The sequence below is a fragment of the Thermus antranikianii DSM 12462 genome (assembly GCF_000423905.1).
Lineage (GTDB): Bacteria > Deinococcota > Deinococci > Deinococcales > Thermaceae > Thermus > Thermus antranikianii.
In genome coordinates this window covers 16,437-31,580 of sequence record NZ_AUIW01000014.1, presented here as the reverse complement: position 1 = coordinate 31,580, position 15,144 = coordinate 16,437, and the positions used below count along the sequence as shown (strand labels likewise).

Annotated in this window: 14 protein-coding genes; 3 read left to right on the top strand and 11 right to left on the bottom strand. The window is 66.3% G+C overall.

Annotation, left to right across the window (positions count from 1 at the left end):
* Positions 1–3: 3 nt before the first annotated feature.
* From G584_RS0109320 to G584_RS0109300, 5 genes are read right to left on the bottom strand one after another with little or no spacing between them, the layout of a single operon-like run.
* Positions 4–600 (bottom strand): response regulator, encoded by a 597-nt coding sequence (locus G584_RS0109320; RefSeq protein WP_011172612.1) that lies wholly within the window; start codon positions 598–600, stop codon positions 4–6.
* Positions 597–1,562 carry a sensor histidine kinase gene (locus G584_RS0109315; RefSeq protein ID WP_028494392.1) on the bottom strand — a complete coding sequence of 322 codons (966 nt, stop codon included), beginning with the start codon at positions 1,560–1,562 and terminating at the stop codon, positions 597–599. The genes G584_RS0109320 and G584_RS0109315 overlap by 4 nt, the downstream gene beginning before the upstream one ends.
* Before the next feature lie 38 nt (positions 1,563–1,600).
* Positions 1,601–2,485, bottom strand: a complete 885-nt coding sequence (gene ribF / locus G584_RS0109310; protein WP_018111732.1) for a riboflavin biosynthesis protein RibF — start codon at positions 2,483–2,485, stop codon at positions 1,601–1,603.
* Entirely contained in the window at positions 2,463–2,960 is a 498-nt protein-coding gene (locus G584_RS0109305) for an NUDIX domain-containing protein (protein ID WP_156822406.1), read from the bottom strand. The genes ribF and G584_RS0109305 overlap by 23 nt, the downstream gene beginning before the upstream one ends.
* 51 nt (positions 2,961–3,011) lie before the next feature.
* Entirely contained in the window at positions 3,012–4,124 is a 1,113-nt protein-coding gene (locus tag G584_RS0109300) for a cytochrome c3 family protein (protein ID WP_028494391.1), read from the bottom strand.
* A gap of 143 nt (positions 4,125–4,267) precedes the next feature.
* Here G584_RS0109300 and G584_RS0109295 point away from each other — a divergent pair, with 143 nt between their 5' ends.
* Positions 4,268–4,780: a 2'-5' RNA ligase family protein gene (locus tag G584_RS0109295; protein WP_028494390.1), complete on the top strand. Its 513-nt coding sequence runs from the start codon at positions 4,268–4,270 to the stop codon at positions 4,778–4,780.
* Here G584_RS0109295 and rpoD read toward each other — a convergent pair.
* Both rpoD and G584_RS0109285 read right to left on the bottom strand, forming a co-directional pair.
* The gene (rpoD, locus tag G584_RS0109290; RefSeq protein WP_028494389.1) at positions 4,777–6,279 is read right to left on the bottom strand and encodes an RNA polymerase sigma factor RpoD; all 1,503 of its coding nucleotides are present in this window, start codon (positions 6,277–6,279) and stop codon (positions 4,777–4,779) included. The two genes, G584_RS0109295 and rpoD, sit on opposite strands and share 4 nt — an antisense overlap.
* Before the next feature lie 24 nt (positions 6,280–6,303).
* The gene (locus G584_RS0109285) at positions 6,304–7,485 is read right to left on the bottom strand and encodes a class I SAM-dependent methyltransferase (RefSeq protein ID WP_157626413.1); all 1,182 of its coding nucleotides are present in this window, start codon (positions 7,483–7,485) and stop codon (positions 6,304–6,306) included.
* Between the two features lie 92 nt (positions 7,486–7,577).
* Here G584_RS0109285 and G584_RS0109280 point away from each other — a divergent pair, with 92 nt between their 5' ends.
* Together G584_RS0109280 and G584_RS0109275 are read left to right on the top strand one after the other, a co-directional pair.
* Positions 7,578–8,795 (top strand): aspartate kinase, encoded by a 1,218-nt coding sequence (locus G584_RS0109280; RefSeq protein ID WP_028494387.1) that lies wholly within the window; start codon positions 7,578–7,580, stop codon positions 8,793–8,795.
* The gene (locus G584_RS0109275) at positions 8,795–9,259 is read left to right on the top strand and encodes a phosphoribosyltransferase (RefSeq protein WP_028494386.1); all 465 of its coding nucleotides are present in this window, start codon (positions 8,795–8,797) and stop codon (positions 9,257–9,259) included. Before G584_RS0109280 ends, G584_RS0109275 begins: the two co-directional genes overlap by 1 nt.
* 42 nt (positions 9,260–9,301) lie before the next feature.
* Here the strand turns inward: G584_RS0109275 and G584_RS0109270 are convergent, their stop codons facing one another.
* From G584_RS0109270 to G584_RS0109255, 4 genes are read right to left on the bottom strand one after another with little or no spacing between them, the layout of a single operon-like run.
* Positions 9,302–10,285, bottom strand: coding sequence for a malate dehydrogenase (locus G584_RS0109270; protein ID WP_028494385.1), 984 nt, complete (start codon positions 10,283–10,285; stop codon positions 9,302–9,304).
* 42 nt (positions 10,286–10,327) lie between these two features.
* Positions 10,328–12,058: a DNA primase gene (gene dnaG / locus G584_RS0109265; protein WP_028494384.1), complete on the bottom strand. Its 1,731-nt coding sequence runs from the start codon at positions 12,056–12,058 to the stop codon at positions 10,328–10,330.
* Positions 12,037–14,688, bottom strand: a complete 2,652-nt coding sequence (locus G584_RS0109260) for an adenylate cyclase (protein WP_028494383.1) — start codon at positions 14,686–14,688, stop codon at positions 12,037–12,039. The genes dnaG and G584_RS0109260 overlap by 22 nt, the downstream gene beginning before the upstream one ends.
* Before the next feature lies 1 nt (position 14,689).
* On the bottom strand, positions 14,690–15,142 hold the full coding sequence (locus G584_RS0109255; RefSeq protein ID WP_038050994.1) for a hypothetical protein: 453 nt from the start codon (positions 15,140–15,142) through the stop codon (positions 14,690–14,692).
* Positions 15,143–15,144 lie beyond the last annotated feature (2 nt).

Here is a 15,144-nt window from a genome sequence, read left to right as displayed (position 1 = left end):
CCCTCAGGCCAGGCCGTGCTCCCTGGCCCAGCGCACCAGCTCGGGGGTGTCCATGAGGCCCAGCTTGTTCAGGGCCCGTTGCTTGTAGGTGGAAGCGGTCTTCACGGAAAGCCCCAGGCGCTCGGCCACCTGGGAGAGGGTGTAGCCCTGGGCCAGGAGGGCCACCACGGCCCTCTCCCTTTCGGAAAGGACCTCGGGGCCGGGCTCTGCCTGCCCCTCCAGGAGGGCTTCGGTCAGGCTCGGGTGGAGGTAGCGGAGGCCTTGGGAAAGGCGCGCTAGGGCCTCCAGGAGGTCTTGGTCCAGGGCGTCTTTGGGCAGGTAACCCCGGGCCCCCAGGGCAAAGGCCCGGGCCACGTAGGCGGGTTCGTTGTGCATGGAGACCACCAGCACCTTGGCCCTTTGGGCCAGGTGGGGGAGGGCCTCTAGGCCCCCCATCCCCGGCAGGTTCAGGTCCAGGAGGACCACTTCGGCCTCCCAGGGGGTGGCCAGGGCCTCCTCGGCGCTGGCGAACTCCGCCACCACCTGGTGCCCTCCCTCCTCCAGGAGGAGGCTAAGCCCCTTGCGCACCAGGTGGTGGTCCTCCACCAACACCACCCTCATAGGGGCACCCCGAACTCCACCTCCGTGCCCTGGCCGGGTTTGCTACGCAGGGCAAAGCTTCCCCCCAGGCTTTGGATGCGTTCCTGCATGCCCAAAAGCCCCACGGAGGGGGGGGTTATTTCGGGGTCAAACCCCCGGCCGTCATCCTTCACCACGCCGAAGAGGCGATCCCCCTCTTGCCAGAGGCGCACGGATACCCGCCGGGCTTGGGCATGGCGCAGGACATTGGTCAGGGCCTCCTGCACCACGCGGAAGAGGGCCACTTCCTTCTCCTTGGGCAGGCGGGGTAGGTCCAGCTCAGCCTCCACCTGAAGGCCGTGTTGGCGGTATTCCTCCAGGTAGCGGGACAGGGCTTCCTTAAGCCCCAGATCGTCCAGAAGGGGCATGCGGAGTTCCCGGGAAAGCCGCCGGACCTCCTCGAGGGCCTCCGCCACCCGCTTGCGGGCCTCGGGGAGCTTCTCGGGGTGCTTTTCCGCCACCTTCAAGGTAAGGAGGGCAGCGGTGAGGAGGCTTCCTACCCCGTCGTGAAGCTCCCGGCCCACCCGGCGCCTTTCCTCCTCCTGGGTGGCCAGGAGCCTCCCCGCCAGCTCCAGCCCCGGGCGCTTCAGGGCCAGGAGGAGGAGGGCGGGAAGGGCTTCGGGGAGTTCCTGCCCTTCTGCCAGGCTCAGCACCAGCACCGCCAGGGTCTTCTCCCCCTGGCGGATGGGCAGGGCCACGAAAGGCCCATCCACCACCTTTTCCCCCCGTTGCAGGGCCTCCTCCGCTAGGGCCCGGGAGTGGGCCACCAGGGGGCAGGTGGTGCGACACCCCTGCATCTGGTAGAGTTTGAGCCCTTCCCCCACCCCGTAGGCCTCCCCGCAACGGATGATGCCCTCGGCCTCGAGGGCGGCAAGGGCCCGGCGGAACACCTCCTGCTTCCCCCGGGCCCCGCTCAAGGCCTCGGCCAGGCGGGCGCAGTCCACAGTTCCAGCTTAGGGGAAGGGACGGGGGAGAGGTGTCCCTAAAGCCCAAAGTAGGCCCGGGCCGCGGCCACGTCCTGGGCGATCTGGGCCTTCAGGGCCTCGAGGCTCTCAAAACGCCTTTCCTGGCGCAGGTGCTTGAGGAAAAGGAGGCGCACCTCCTCCCCGTAAAGCTCCCCGGCGAAGCCCAGGAGGTGGACCTCAAGCCGCCTCTCCCCGCCCCCCAGCGTGGGCCTCGTGCCCACGTTGGCCACCCCCTTGTACCGCCCGAAGTCCCCCATGGCCTCCACCGCATAGACCCCGGGGGGAAGGACCTTCAGGGGGTGGACCGCCAGGTTGGCGGTGGGGAAGGAGAGCCTCCTTCCCAGCTTCTCCCCCTCCACCACCACCCCATAGGCCCCGTAGGGGCGGCCCAGGAGGTGGCGGGCCTCCTCCACCCTGCCCTCTTGGAGAAGGGCGCGGATGCGGCTGGACTTCACCGGCTCCCCCCCTAAGGCCAGAAGGGGCACCACCCGGGTGGGGGCCACCCGGGCCAGGGCCTCGGGGTCCCCGCCCCGGCCCCGGCCAAAGCGGAAGTCCTCCCCCACGTAGATGCGGCTGGCCCCCAGGGTCCTTAGGTCCTCCAGGAACTCCTCCGCCGGACGCCGGGCGAAGGTTTCGTTGAAGGGCACCGCCAGGATGAGCTCCACCCCCAGGGCCCTCAGGGCCTCCACCTTCTCCGTGAGGTCCATGAGGAAGCCCTCCCCCCGGGTGAAGACCTTGGTGGGCGGGTCAAAGGTGTAGACCAAAAGGGGCTGGTGGAGGGCCTTGGCCTCGGCCAGGGCCTGGCGCAGGAGGTGCTGGTGGCCCAGGTGAACCCCGTCAAAGGAGCCCACGGCCACCACCTTGGGCCCCTTGGGGACGTCAGCCACCTCGGAGAAAAGCATGGTGGTAGAGGATGCCCACGATGCCGGTGGCGGAGAACTCCACCTCCCCTTTTTGGTGAAGTTCCAGGGCCTTTTCTGGCTCCAGCCAGACCACCTCAATGGCCTCGTCCTCGTCCGGGGTGGCCTCGGCTTCCCGCAGGTCCTCCGCCAGGAAGACGTAGGTCTTCTCGTCGGTGAACCCGGGGGAGACGAAGTAGCTGAAGAGGTAGGTGAGGCGGCCTGTGAGGCCGGTCTCCTCGGCCAGCTCCCGCTTGGCGGCCTCCAGGGGTTCTTCTCCCGGTTCCATGAGCCCTGCGGGGATCTCCAGGGGGGCTAGGCCCACCGCCGGACGGTGCTGGCGCACGAAGAGCATCTTCCCCTCCCTCAGGGCGATGACCGCCACCGCCGGCTTGTGCTCCACGATCTCGTAACGACCCTCCAGGGCCAGGTTCAGGATGCGGCCCCGGTAGAGGTAGGTGCGGTCCACGCCTCCCATGCTACGGCAAAACCCCCGGGGGGAGCCCCCGGGGGGTCCTGGCAGGGTCCCTTACCTCAGGGCCTCCACCGTGGCCAGGAGGAGGGCCCGGGTGTAGGTGGGGTTGTGGATGCCCTTGGAGCCGTCGTACTTCACCAGGATGTAGTTCCAGGCGGCCCGCACCACAGGGTCCTTGGTGGAGAAGACGGGCTGGCCCTTCTCGTCGCGGATGTCCCCCAGCTGGCTCCAGAGGGTGGTGCCGTCCGTGAGGTCCATCTTGAAGCCCAGCTGCCCGCCGAAGGAGACGATGTCCACCCGGTACACGGGGGCCTTCACCTGGACGTTGGGGGTGAACTGGCCGGTGTCGGGGTTGTAGGCCCGCACCGTCTTGATGCGGTCCCGCACCGCCAGCACCTTGGCGTTCACCATGGTGCGCACCAGGGACATGAGGTGCTCGGTGTTGTCCTGGACCATCTCCTTGGTGTACTTGGCCCCGTGGCAGGAGGCGCAGAGGTTCTCCGGGGTCTTGAAGGTGTGGGCGGTGTAGTCCTTACCGGATAGGCTCATGTGGCAGGTGGAGCAGGAGCCCCCGGTGAAGAAGGCATGGGGGTTATTCCACTCCCGGGTGTCGTCCACGAAGTAGCCGTTCTTGCCCAGGATGACATCGGCCTCCGCGGAGTAGTGGGGGGAGGTGTAGCGGCCGGCATCGGCGGCGTTCCAGGTGATGCGCCCGTTGCGGGTGTTGTGGCAGGCCATGCACAGCGCCCCGCTCCCCACGCCCACCGCCCGGAAGCCCGCGGGCAGCATGGGGGTGTCGTGGACCAGGCGGAGATCGCCGTCGTCGTCGTGGCAGGTCTTGCAGGTGATGGGCTTCACCTGGGCCTGGGTGAGGCCTAAGGAGCGCAGGTAGTCCACCGTGGCCGCCTTGCCATCAGGCCCCACCAGGTTGCCGGGGTTCCCCTTCTTCAGCTGGTTCAGCCAGGCCAAGAACCCCTGCTCGCTGTGGCAGCGGGCGCAGTGGGCGGCGCCCTCGGCCCGGGCTTCCACCGTGGCCACGCTCAGGGTTTTGGCCCCCATCACCCCGTTGTTGTGGGCGCTCTGCTCCCACTCCTTTTGGATGGCCTCCTTGTTGGACAGGGCCACCATCAAGCCAAGGGCCAGCAGGGCCAGTAGGGCTTTTTTCATAAACGCCACCTCCTTACTAGGGTAGTACACACCTTTGTTAACACCTAAGTCAAGGGTAATATGTCCCGGGGAGCGGGTTGAGGGAGGGTTTCCTCGAGTCAGCCCGAAGAAGGTTGGGTAGGCCCAGCGGGTATACTGGCGGCGTGTATGGGGTGTTGGTGTGGCCCCCGGAGGACCTGAGGCGTTTCCTGGAGGAGCTTCAGGCCCTTTACGGGATAAGGGGCTTTGGCCCCCCGCACCTTAACCTGCGCCAACCCTTTGACTGGCCCTATGAGGAGGAAGCTTTGAAGATCGCCCTTGCGGGCATTCTCCGGGGGCATGTTCCCTTTCGTCTGCGCCTCGGGGGGTGGGGGTATTTCCCCCAGGGGGTGGTTTACCTGAGGGCCTACGGGGGCACCCCCTTCCGGCGTCTATACCACGCCCTGGAACCCTTGGCCCCGCCCCTGAAGGAGATCGAAGGACCCAGCTACCTGCCCCACATCACCTTGGCCCTGGGGCTATCCGAGGAGGAGGCACGGAGGCTGGCGCAGGAGCTTCCCGCTCCCCAAAGGCGCTCCTTCGTGGTGAGGGAAGTGGCCTTGGTGCGGGATGAAGACGAAGGCCACCTCCAGGAGGTGGCCCGTTTTCCCCTCGGTGTGGGGTGGGGTCCCGGCTAGTCCAGGAAGTCCCTAAGCTTTCGGGTGCGGGACTCGTGGTACTTGAGCTTCCTCAGGGCCTTGTTCTCGATCTGACGGATGCGCTCCCGGGTGACCCCGAAGTAGGCCCCCACCTCCTCGAGGGTGTGCTCCCGTCCATCAATCAGCCCTTTACGGAGTTTCAGCACCATGGCCTCGCGTTCGGAGAGCTTGGAAAGGGCCTTTTCCAGCTCCTCCGCCAGGAGGCTCTGGGCGGCGGCGTCCACGGGGGAGGGGAGGTGCTCGTCGGGGATGAAGTCTCCGTAGAAGCTGTCCTTCTCGTCCCCGATGGGGGTTTCCAGGGAAACCGGTTCCTGGGCGATCTTGAGGGTTTCCTCCACCCGCTTGGCGTCCCAGCCTGGGCCCATGGCCTCGGCGATCTCCTCGTAGGTGGGCTCCCGGCCCAGTTCCTGCTGGAGGGAACGGGCGGTGCGGGAGAGCTTGTTGATGGTCTCCACCATGTGGACGGGGATGCGGATGGTGCGGGCCTGGTCGGCGATGGCCCGGTTGATGGCCTGGCGGATCCACCAGGTGGCGTAGGTGGAGAACTTGAAGCGCCGTTTGTACTCGAACTTCTCCACGGCCCGGATAAGGCCCTGGTTGCCCTCCTGGATCAGATCCAGGAAGGAGAGCCCGCGGCCCGTGTACTTCTTGGCGATGGACACCACCAGCCTCAGGTTGGCCTCTATGAGGTGCTGCCTGGCGGCTTCCCCCTCGCGGGCGATGTGCAGGTAGCGCTTAAGCTCCTTGGGAAGGCTTTTCAGCTGGGCATCCACCTCGTCCACCGTTTTGGGATCCAGCTTTTCCCTGAGGCCAGGGATCTGGCTAATGCGGGCCGTGCCCAAGATCTTGGCCCGCACCACCTCCCGGATCAGGTCCTGGTCCAGCCCTGTGGCCTCGGAGAGCTTTTTGATGGCCTCCATTCCCTCCTCCACCTTCCTGGCCAGCTCGATCTCCTCCTCCAGGGTGAGGAGGGGGACCTGCCCGATCTCGTGCAGGTACTGGCGCACGGGATCGGAGGTGGAGACCTTGGGCAGGGCAAGCTCCTCCTCTTCCTCGAAGAACTCCTCACCCAGGTAGTCCGGGGAGGGGCCTTCCTCGGGAAGGAGGAGGTCATCGGCTTCCAGGTAGCCCTCGTCCGCTATGGGATCCAGGGGCTCGTCCAGGAAGATCTCGGGGGCGAGGTCGGGCTCCTCCACCTCGAGGGGGAGTTCCTCCGAAGCCTCCTCCAGGTAGCTCCCTTGAAGGGGATCCTTGGCCCCAGGCGCCATTTCCTCCTCGGGAGGGATTTCCTCTTTTACCTCCAGGGGGGCCGGTGGCGCCTTCTTCCGGTTTTTCGAGGCGGCTCCTCCAGAGCCGGCTTTGGCCGAGGAGGCCTTAGGGGATTTCTCCATGGCGTTTAGGGGTTCTTGGGTTTGAACGGCCATCCTTTCCTCTTCCCCAGCGGTAACCGGTTTCGCCTTGTTCTTGGTCTTCTTCAACGTGGACCTCCCTCCTTGGGGTTTCTATCCCCGGTTGGCCTTCTCAGCGAAGAGCACCTTGTACTCCCTCACCAGAAGCGTCCTAAAAGCGCCAAAGCGCTCTTCCAGTAGGGGCTCGTACTTGAGAAAGGGGTTTGCCACCAAGAAAAACCCACCACCCGGCTTCAGCCGGGCTGCCGCCGCTTCCACGAAGGCTTGGGCCACATCCAGGATAACCGCTCCCCCCACATGGAAGGGAGGATTCGTAACTATGATGTCAAATACTTCCCGGTCTGTCAAGCCAGGAACTTTGTGCCCGACTGATCTAGAGCTCCATTCCTCACCACCTTCGGCCAGGGCATCGTCCACGTCGGAGTGAAGTACCCGGGCGGCAAGGTGGTTTTCCTTTAGACTCCTTTCCAGGGAGAGGACCGAGACCAGGTCATCCTCGAGGGCGGTCACCTCTCCCCCCAGGCGGGCCAGGGGCAGGGTGAGGGCTCCGTAGCCTGCCCCCAGGTCCAGGATGCGCTTGCCGCGGACACCTTCTCGGCCCACCTCCCCCACCAGGCCTTCCAAGAGGAGCACCGAGGCCTTGTCCACCTTCCCCGCGGAAAAGACTCCCGGCAGGTGAAGGAAGGAGAAGGCCTCCCCCAAAAGCCTTGCCTGGAACCGGTGCCAGAGGGAGGGTAGGGGTGGGGCTTCCCGTTCCTTTTCCAGAAGGGCCACCCGCACCGGCCCTTGCCGCTTGAGGACCACGCCGTAGCCCAGAAGGGCCTGGGCCTCCTTAAAGTAGCGCTCAAAGCCTCTGTTCTTGTCCCCGGCCAGGTAGACCCGGCCCCCCATCCTCAAGGCCCGGGCGGCGGCCGCCAAGGTGGCCTGCACATAGGCGGTGCCCCGGCCTGCGGGCAGGGCCAGGACCACCAGGTCGTAGGCGTTTTCCTCCGCTTCCCAAGGAGGGGCCAGGCGGGCCTTCAGGCCGCTGGCCTGGAGGCAACGGAAGGCGGCCCTCGAGGTTTCCAGCCTTTCCACCTCCATCCTGCCCTCCAGGGGCAGGCTTGCCAGGCCCACCCCGGGGTTCAGGTCCAAGGCCCTTTGGCCGAAGGGGATCACGGCGGCTTGGAGGGCCTCGTAAACCGGGTCCCGGTATCCCCGGGCTCCCGGCTTTACGTAGAGCACCCCCCCGGGCCGGGGTAGGGGAGTAAGGCGGTGGTATTCCGCTAGGGTCATGCCCACACGCCAAGGATACGGGGCTTGGGGCGAAGGGGCAAATGTGATAACATTCCTTTTCAAGCCGCCCCTTGGGCGGGAAGGAGGCAAGCGTGGCCCTGGTCGTGCAAAAGTATGGCGGTACCTCTGTGGGCGACCTGGAGCGCATCCACAAGGTGGCCCAGCGCATCGCCCACTACCGGGAGAAGGGGCATAGGCTGGCGGTGGTGGTTTCGGCCATGGGCCACACCACCGACGAGCTCATCGCTTTGGCCAAGCGGGTGAACCCGAGACCTCCCTTCCGGGAGCTGGACCTCCTCACCACCACCGGGGAGCAGGTTTCCGTGGCCCTTCTTTCCATGCAACTCTGGGCCATGGGCATCCCAGCCAGGGGCTTTGTGCAGCACCAGATCGGCATCGTCACGGATGGCCGCTATGGCGATGCCCGGATCCTTGAGGTGAACCCGAGCCGCATTCAAGAGGCCCTGGACCAGGGGTATGTGGCGGTGATCGCCGGTTTCATGGGCACCACCCGGGAGGGGGAGATCACCACCTTGGGCCGGGGGGGGTCGGACACCACCGCCGTGGCCATCGCCGCTGCCTTGGGGGCCAAGGAGTGCGAGATCTACACGGACACGGAAGGGGTTTACACCACGGATCCCCACCTGATTCCCGAGGCCCGAAAGCTTGAGGTAATCGGCTACGACCAGATGCTGGAGATGGCCGCCCTAGGGGCCAAGGTCCTCCACCCCCGGGCGGTGTACTATGCCAAGCGTTACGGGGTGGTGCTCCATGTGCGCTCCAGCTTTTCCTATAACCCTGGTACCCTGGTGAAGGAGGTCGACATGGAAATGGGTAAGGTGGTAACGGGTGCGGCCTTGGATCTGGACCACGCCCAGATCGGGCTCATCGGTATCCCCGACCAACCGGGGATCGCCGCCAAGGTCTTCCAGGCCCTGGCCGAGCGGGGCATCGCTGTGGACATGATCATCCAGGGGGTACCCGGTCACGATCCTTCCCGGCAGCAGATGGCCTTCACCGTGAAGAAGGACTTCGCCCAGGAGGCCCTCGAGGCGCTGGAGCCCGTTTTGGCCGAGATTGGGGGAGAGGCCCTTCTCCGCCCCGACATCGCCAAGGTATCCATCGTGGGGGTGGGCCTGGCCTCGGCCCCGGAGGTCCCCGCCAAGATGTTCCAGGCGGTGGCCTCCACCGGGGCCAACATCGAGATGATCGCCACCAGCGAGGTGCGCATCTCCGTCATCATCCCCGCCCAGTACGCGGAGGCCGCCTTAAGGGCGGTGCACCAGGCCTTTGAGCTGGATAAACCCTGATGGAAAGGCTCTTCCTGTCGTGGGAGGAGCTCCTTCGCCTGGTGCGCCGTTTGGCCGGGAGGCTCCGGGAGGAGGAGTTCGACCTCATCCTGGGCATCGCCCGGGGTGGGCTCATCCCCACCGCCCTTTTGGCCCAGGCCCTGGGCGCGCGGGACATCCTCACGGCGGCGGTGATGTTCTACGAGGGGGAGGAAACCCTTCCCGAGCCCGTCTTCTTGCAGTTCCCCCCGGACCCCCTGCTTTTCGGCAAGCGGGTTTTGGTGGTGGATGACGTGTGGGATTCAGGGCGGACGGCCTGGGCGGTGAAGGCCCGGGTGCGTCAGGCGGGAGGGTTTCCCCTGGTGGCCACCTTGCACTTCAAGCCCGGCCGAAACCAGGTGCCGGACGAACCCGACGTGTACGCCGAGGCCACGGAGGCCTGGGTGGTCTACCCCTGGGCTCCGGAGGTTTGGCTAAAAACCTAACTCCGCCCTGGCCTTTGGCCAGGGCGGAGGCCCCGCCAAGCCCTAGATAAGCCCTAGGGCCTTTACCTGTTCCATCTCGTCCAGAAGCTCCTTTGCGGTGATCTCCATCCGCTTCCTGGCGAACTCGTTGATCTCCAGGCCCTGGACGATCTCGTATTTCCCGTCCTTGGCGGTGACGGGAAAGGAGTAGACGATGCCCTCGGGAACCCCGTAGGAACCATCCGAAGGAATCGCCATGGAAACCCAGTCCCCCTCGGGCGTGCCCAGGGCCCAGTCGCGGATGTGCTCGATGGCGGCGTTGGCGGCGCTGGCGGCGCTGGAGGCTCCCCGGGCCTGGATGATGGCTGCTCCCCTTTGGGCCACGGTGGGGATGAACTCCTTCTCGTACCACTCCATGTCCACCAGCTCTAAAGCGGGTTTCCCGTCCACCTCCGCATGGAAGAGATCGGGGAACATGGTGGAGGAGTGGTTGCCCCACACGGCTATGCGGCGGATCCGGTCCACGGGGACCCCCGTCTTCTTGGAGAGCTGGGCCTTGGCTCGGTTGTGGTCCAGCCGGGTCATGGCGGTGAAGTTTTTGGGGTCAAGGCCCTCCGCGTTTTTGTAGGCGATGAGGGCGTTGGTGTTGGCGGGATTGCCCACCACCAGGACCTTGACGTCCCGCTTGGCCACCTCGGCCAGGGCCCGGCCCTGCTCGGTGAAGATCTTGCCGTTTATTTCCAGGAGGTCGCGGCGCTCCATGCCCGCCTTCCTGGGGGCTGCCCCCACCAGAAGGGCGTAGTCGGCGTCCTTAAAGGCCACCTTGGGGTCATCCGTGGCCACGATCCCCGCCAAAAGGGGGAAGGCGCAGTCCTCGAGCTCCATGATGACGCCTTCCAGGGTTCTCATGGCCTGGGGAATCTCCAGAAGCTGGAGGATCACGGGCTGGTCCTTTCCCAGCATTTCGCCTGCGGCGATGCGGAAAAGAAGACTGTAACCGATCTGGCCTGCGGCGCCGGTGACCGCCACGCGAACGGGGCTTTTCATCCTTCTTTACCTCCTTGGGCCTACGCCCGCAAGGATTTTACCCTAAAGCCTTCGGTAGATGCGCCGTTCTGCCTCTATGGCCTGGTCCAGTTCCTGTATTTCCCGCAATAAATCCAGACTAGGGTTACGGTTTAGCTCCTCCTTCAGTTTGGCCCGGCGCTCCAGGTAGTAGGCCTCCCGCAGGCGGGCCAGGGTTTTCTCCAGGATCTCGGGGAACCTGGGCTCGTCCACGGAGGGAACCAGCATCAGCCTCTCCAGGAGGATGCCCCCCGCCTCCTTGCGGCTTAGCACCTGGCGCAGGTAATCCCGGCGGGGTTCGCGGCTGGCCAGCTCTAAGAACTCGGAGAGCAAGGAGCCTTCCGGGGGCCAGACGTGAAGGGCCGTGTGGTGCACCCACTCGGCGAAGCGTTCCTCCGGCAGGGAGAGGAGGAGGGCCATCACGTCCAGCTCCAGAAGGAGGACCCGGTTTTTGGGCTCGGCCTTGGGGGGTTGGGGGGGTGGACGCCGGCCCCGCTTGAGGCTGGCCAGGTAATCCTCCAGCTGGCGCAGGGAAAGGCCCAACCGCTCCACCACCAGGGCCTTAAGGCGGTCGGCTACCGGGTCGAAGGGCTCAGGGGAGAGCATCCTGGGGGTGAGGGTTTCCAGGACCTTCCGTTTGTGCTCGGGGCGGGTTAGGTCCAGGCCCCGGGTGGCCTCCTGGAAGCGGAACTCCACCTCGGGAAGGGCTTCCTCTAAGGCTTTCTGGAATAGGGCCGGGCCCTCGGGGAGGAGGAGGAGCTCCCCGGGGTCCTTGCTGGGCAGGCGCACCGCATAGAAGAGGAACTTCCGGGCCAAGGAGAGGTCCAGGCTTTGCAGGGTGGCCCTTTGTCCAGCCTCGTCGGCATCAAAGGCCAAGTAGACCTCCCGCACCTCCTGCATCTCGAGAAGGCGGGCTTGCTCCTCGGAAAGCCCGGAGCCCAAGACCGCCACCGCCTCGGCGAAGCCCATCTGGTGCAGGGCGATGGCGTCAAAAAGCCCCTCCACCACGATGGCCCGTCCCTGGCGCAGCTTGGCCTTGGCCTCAGGGTAGGCGAAGAGCACCTCCCGCTTGCGGAAGAGGGGGGTTTCCGGGGAGTTCAGGTACTTGGGGGTTTCCTCCCCCAGGGCTCTTCCCGTGAAGGCCACGATCCGCCCCAGGTGGTCCTTGATGGGAAAGGTGATGCGATTCCTGAAGCGGTCATAGAAGCGCCCGTCCTTTTCCGCCAGAACCCCCGCTTTAAGGCCTTCCTCCGGGCTGATGCCGTGCCGGCTCAAGTGGGTGAGGAGGCCGTCCCCCTTGGCCGGGGCGTAGCCCAGGCCGAAGCGGGCGATGCTCTCCGGGGAAAGCCCCCGCCTTTGCAGGTAATCCTGGGCCTCGGGGGAAGCCTTGAGCCCCTCCAGGAAGTACTCCTGGGAGAGCTTGAGGACATCCAAAAGCTCCCGGCGCCTGGCGGGGGCACTTGCCTTTGGAATCTCCACCCCCGCCTCCTCCGCCAGGCGCTCCAGGGCTCCCATGAAGTCCAGGCCCTCTATCCTTTCCACAAAGGCGAAGAGGTCGCCTCCCGCTTTGCACCCGAAGCAATGGAAAAGCCCCTTCTCCTCGTCCACGTAAAAGGAGGGGGTCTTCTCCTGGTGGAAAGGGCAGAGGCCTTTCCAGCGGCCGCGGCCTGCAGGCTTTAGGGCCACGTACCGGGAAACCACCTCCTTTAGGGAGAGGCGGCGCTTGATGGCCTCTACCGCTTGTGCCGCATCCATCCTACCCCCCGCTTACGCCAAAGCCCGCGGACCCACCTTCCCAGGATACCGTACCCGCGGAGGGGGTCTTTCGGCTCGCTCCCTGCCAGAAAGGCCTGCCAGACCTGGGTTAGGGGCACGGAGGGGGTGAAGCTTAGGAGGTGGTCCACCCTTTCCCCTTTCTCCAGGAGGAGCTGGGCCCTGAGGAGCCTCGCCACCTCCAGGTGCACCGCAAACCCCGTGCGGTGAGTCTGGTAGAGGAGGTGCTGGGAGAGGGCTTGGGCTTTCCTGGGGGCCTTGGGCCACAGGTAGAGGGCCAAGGAGGTGAGGGCGAGATGGTAGACGTAAGGGTTGGAAAGCCGGCGCGCCTCCCGCAGGGCCTCCTTGAGAAGGGGGGTGGGATCCAGGTTCCTCTGCCAGCGGTGGTGGGCCAGGGTCAGGATGCCGAGGCCCTTGCCGTCGGGGTGTTTGAGGGCTTCCTGGAAGAGGTCCTCCCGGAAGCGCCCCTTTAGGGTCCAGGCGGAAAGAAGGGCAGCTGCGAGCCAGGGATGTGGGGCTTCCCGGTAGGCCCGCTCCCCTTCTTCCAAGGCCTGCCCGAGGCGGCCGGTTTCCAGGAGAAGGCGGAGGCGGGTGGCGTGGTAGCGGGTCTTGGCCTCCAGGTCCGCCTCCCGGTAGGCGGGCGGGGGATGGGGTTCTCCCGGGAGGAGGGATTCCGCCTCCGGGTAGCGGCCCAGGTCCATGAGAAGGCCCGCCCTCAGGCTTTGCCCGTGAAGCCTCAAGGAGGCGGGCACCAGGGGATGGAACTCGCTGAGGACCTCGAGGGCCTGCCGGGGCTGGAAGGCCCGCCACAAGGCCCCCGCCACCTGGAGGCGGGCCTGGGCTTCCTCCAGGGGGTAGGGCTTGAGGCCCGGGAGCAGGGGGAGGAGGGCGAGGGGGTTTTGGGCCTGCCGGAAGGCTTGCAGGATGGGGTCTTGGGACCTTGGGCCCCCAGGGGCTTCCTCGGTCAAGCCCAAGGAGGCTTGGGCGTCCTGGAGCTCCTTTTCAAGGGCTTCCCGCCAGGGTGGGGGGGCAACCTCGAGGGCCTTTTGGTAGAGGGGTACGGCCCGTTCCGGCTGGCCTTGCCGCCAGGCTTCCTGGGCGAGAAGCCGGAAGGCCTGGGCGGCTTCCCGCTCCTGCATGGCCTCTCTTAGGTGAAGGGCCATGGGCCAGAAGGCCCCTTTTTCCCGGTAAAACCGGGCAGCCGCCCGGTGCCAGGCCTTGGCCTGCTCCTCAGGCACCAGGGCTCGGGCTGCCTGGACCACCTCGGATAGGGGCCTACCCCCTTGCGTGAGGCCCTCCTCCTCCAGGCGCTTGGCGGAGAAGGTCCCCGCCAGCTCCCCCAGGAGTTCCCTAAGGTGTTCCTCGCGCTGTTCCTCCCCGGGGAGGCTGGCCAGGGCTTTCTCCATGACCCCCAGGATCAGAAGGGCCTGCCGTTCCGCCGGGGGGAGGGCGTCCAAGGCGGGTTGCAGGGCGAGGAGAGGGGGTGCCTTCAAACCCCTGGCCTCCAGGGTGGGGGAGAAGAGGGGCTTTCGGCTTTCCACCAGGAGCATGAGGTGGGGGAAGGAATGCTTCAGGAGTTCCCGCAGGGTGCGGTCGGGGGCGTGGAGGTTTTTGGCCACCAGGAGCAGGGGATAGGGCAGGCGGTGGAGGGTTTCTTTCCAGGCTTCCAGGATGGCCTTCTCCAGGGTATCCCGGTCCCAGGAGGGGCGGGCCTCGAGGCCCAGGCTGTACCGAAGGGCCAGGGATAGGTCCGGGGAAAGCTCCGCCAGGGCCAGAAAAGCCTCTACCTGGCCGAAGGTTCGTTCCACCGCCTGGCGCAAGGTGGTGCGCAAGGGGGTTTCCGGCCCCATGCGCTCCAGGACCACCGCAGGGTAAGGAGGGTTTTCCAGAAACTTCTCCAGGAGAAGGCTCTTCCCGCTTCCCGGTGGCCCCACCAGGTTAAGGCGGGCAGGGGGGTAACGAAAGGTTTCCCGGAGAAGGCGAAGGAGGGCCTCGCCTTCCGGGTCCAGTTCCACCCGGACCGCCTTCACCCGGGAAACCTCCACCGCCCCCAGGCCCTTGGCCTCGCGAAGGCCCAGGCCTTCCGCCTCCACCCCCGGGGCCAGGGCCAGGGTCTGGGGTTCGGTGAGCACCTCCCCCGGGGAGGCCAGCTTGCTGAGCCTTTCGGCCAGGACCACGGCAGGGCCCACCGCGGTGGGCTCTCCCGCCTGGCCGTTTCCCAGGGGAGCCCAGAGCACCTCCCCGCTGGCCACCCCTGCCCGGGCGGGTAAGCGGGAGGTGCGCACCATCTCCAAGGCCGCCTCCAAAGCCCGCCAGGGTTCCTTTCCTCGAGCCCTTGGGGCTCCGAAGAGGACCAGGACCCCATCCCCCAGGAAGCGGTGGACGAACCCCCCTTTGGCCCGGGCTACCCGGGCGGCTTCCTCCAGGGCTTCCTGCAGGTGGTGGTAGGCAGCTTGAAGGCCGGCCTGGAAGTGCTGGCTGGAGTCCACCAGGTCGTAGAAGAGGACGCTCACGTAGCGCTTCTCCTCGGGCAGAAGAGCCCCCAGGGCCCGGCCGCAGGCCATACAAAAACGAGCCTCAGGGGGGTTTCTCTGCCCGCACTCGCAGCGCATCTCACTCCCGGAAGAGCATCAAGGGGGGCCAGAGGAGGACCTCCGCCTCCTCGGGCAAGGGAACTTCCGCATAGACCACCACGGGCACGGGGGCCTGGAGCAGGTAAAACCCTTCCCCCAAAGGGGTGGTTCTGCCTCCTAAGCGGTAGCTGGCCCCTTCCCGCTCCAGAAAGGCCGCTCCCTCCAGGGGCTTAGCCTGGCGCACCACCCCGTGTAACAGCACGGGTACCACCCCTGTGGGCGCCGGGGGGGCTCCGCGGTCAAAGGCGTAAAGGATCTGGCCCTGGACCATGGCCTCCAGCACCGGGCTTCCCCAAGGCTCCGGGAAGAGGTAGGCTTCCACGGCGTAGGCCCGGAAGCGGGCGAAGAAGGTTTCGGGGCTTTCCTCAATAGCGTGGCCTTTCGGTTGGCCCAGGGAATGCGGCACCGGAGTCGGAGGGTCCTTGGGAACCATGG

Coding starts and splice junctions, on each gene's coding strand:
- G584_RS0109305 (WP_156822406.1), bottom strand. CDS start 2,960: ATGGGAGGCGTGGACCGCACCTACCTCTACCGGGGCCGCATCCTGAAC.
- G584_RS0109285 (WP_157626413.1), bottom strand. CDS start 7,485: ATGACCCTAGCGGAATACCACCGCCTTACTCCCCTACCCCGGCCCGGG.
- dnaG (WP_028494384.1), bottom strand. CDS start 12,058: ATGGATGCGGCACAAGCGGTAGAGGCCATCAAGCGCCGCCTCTCCCTA.
- G584_RS0109320 (WP_011172612.1), bottom strand. CDS start 600: ATGAGGGTGGTGTTGGTGGAGGACCACCACCTGGTGCGCAAGGGGCTT.
- ribF (WP_018111732.1), bottom strand. CDS start 2,485: ATGCTTTTCTCCGAGGTGGCTGACGTCCCCAAGGGGCCCAAGGTGGTG.
- G584_RS0109260 (WP_028494383.1), bottom strand. CDS start 14,688: ATGCGCTGCGAGTGCGGGCAGAGAAACCCCCCTGAGGCTCGTTTTTGT.
- G584_RS0109255 (WP_038050994.1), bottom strand. CDS start 15,142: ATGGTTCCCAAGGACCCTCCGACTCCGGTGCCGCATTCCCTGGGCCAA.
- G584_RS0109300 (WP_028494391.1), bottom strand. CDS start 4,124: ATGAAAAAAGCCCTACTGGCCCTGCTGGCCCTTGGCTTGATGGTGGCC.
- G584_RS0109270 (WP_028494385.1), bottom strand. CDS start 10,285: ATGAAAAGCCCCGTTCGCGTGGCGGTCACCGGCGCCGCAGGCCAGATC.
- G584_RS0109275 (WP_028494386.1), top strand. CDS start 8,795: ATGGAAAGGCTCTTCCTGTCGTGGGAGGAGCTCCTTCGCCTGGTGCGC.